The 1,326-nt window shown below is 69.1% G+C and carries 1 protein-coding gene; it reads left to right on the forward strand.

Annotation, left to right across the window (positions count from 1 at the left end):
* Positions 1–119 precede the first annotated feature (119 nt).
* Positions 120–1,076: an NAD(P)-dependent alcohol dehydrogenase gene (locus tag OM076_RS44475; RefSeq protein WP_372518151.1), complete on the forward strand. Its 957-nt coding sequence runs from the start codon at positions 120–122 to the stop codon at positions 1,074–1,076.
* Positions 1,077–1,326 lie beyond the last annotated feature (250 nt).

Raw genomic sequence — 1,326 nt, forward strand, 5'->3', positions numbered from 1 at the left:
TTGCGGCTGCTCGCAATGGCGGCCGCGCGTCAGAGCACCCTCGCGTTCCTGTCGCGAAGCTAGCGCGCGTAGGATCTGCGGCTCGTGAGCCTGCAGACCGTCAGGGCGGGACGTTTGCGGTGAGGGCGGCGATCTACGACCGCTACGGATCGCCCCAGGTGTTGCGGACCGAGGAGGTCCCAACGCCGCAGCCGGGCGCCGGACAGGTGCTGATCAAAGTGGCCGCCACATCGATCAACCTCAGCGACTGGGAGTGTCTGCGCGGGTCACCGCTATACGCTCGCATCGGCGGGTTGCGTGCTCCGGCGCGCCGTACGCTCGGCTCAGACATCGCCGGCTGGGTCGAGCGCGTCGGCGAAGGCGTGACCCGGTTCCGACACGGTGACGAGGTCTACGGTGACAACCTCGCGCTCAAGGGCGGCTTCGCCGAGTTCGCGGTCGCCCCCGAGGCGGCGCTCGCGCACAAGCCGCAAGAGCTGACGTTCGCGCAGGCCTCGACGATCCCACAAGCGGGCGCGATCGCTCTGCAGGGAACCGACGGTGCCGCGGACGGCGTTCGGGTGTTGGTCAACGGGGGCGGAGGAGGCACGGGCTCCTTCGCGATCCAACTCGCCAAACGGTGTGGCGCGCGCGTGACGGGAGTCGACAACGCCCGCAAGCTGGACTTCATGCGTTCGCTTGGCGCCGATGAGGTGATCGACTACCGCAGTGAGGACTTCACGCGCTCCGCGGAGCCCTACGACCTGATCCTCGATCTTGTCGCGCACCGATCGGTGTTCGCCTACCGAAGGGCGCTCGCCCTCGGTGGCCGCTATCGCTGTGTCGGGGGATCCGTCAGCGCGCTGCTGCGCATCCTGGCCATCGGCTGGATCGCTGGCCGGCTCACGCGACGCCGCATCGGCGTCCTCGCCGTACGAGAGGGACCGACCCGCTTCGAGCCGTTGGCGGACCTCTGCGTCAACGGCGACATCGGCATCCACATCGACCGGACGTTCGCGCTCGAGGAGCTTCCGCTAGCGCTCGCCCACGTGGGCGAGGGCCATGCCCTCGGCAAGGTCGTGGTCACCCCGACGTGAGTTCTCGCTCCTGTGTCCGCAAGAGGCGTCGATCGAACCCGCGGCGCGTCGATGATCAGCATGCGGGCGGAGTCAGAGCGTCACGGGCGCCGGAGCCTCGACGACCGACGGCGAAACCCCGCGCCGGCTCAATCCCGAGGCGAGCGACCTCCCGCCACTGCAACCGTTCTGAGGCCACGACCCCTCGTTCAAAGCACAGAGCGGGCGTGCGGATCGGTCTGGGACCGCTGCCGCTTGGCGCGAGAAGCGA

This window comes from Solirubrobacter ginsenosidimutans (genome assembly GCF_027587205.1).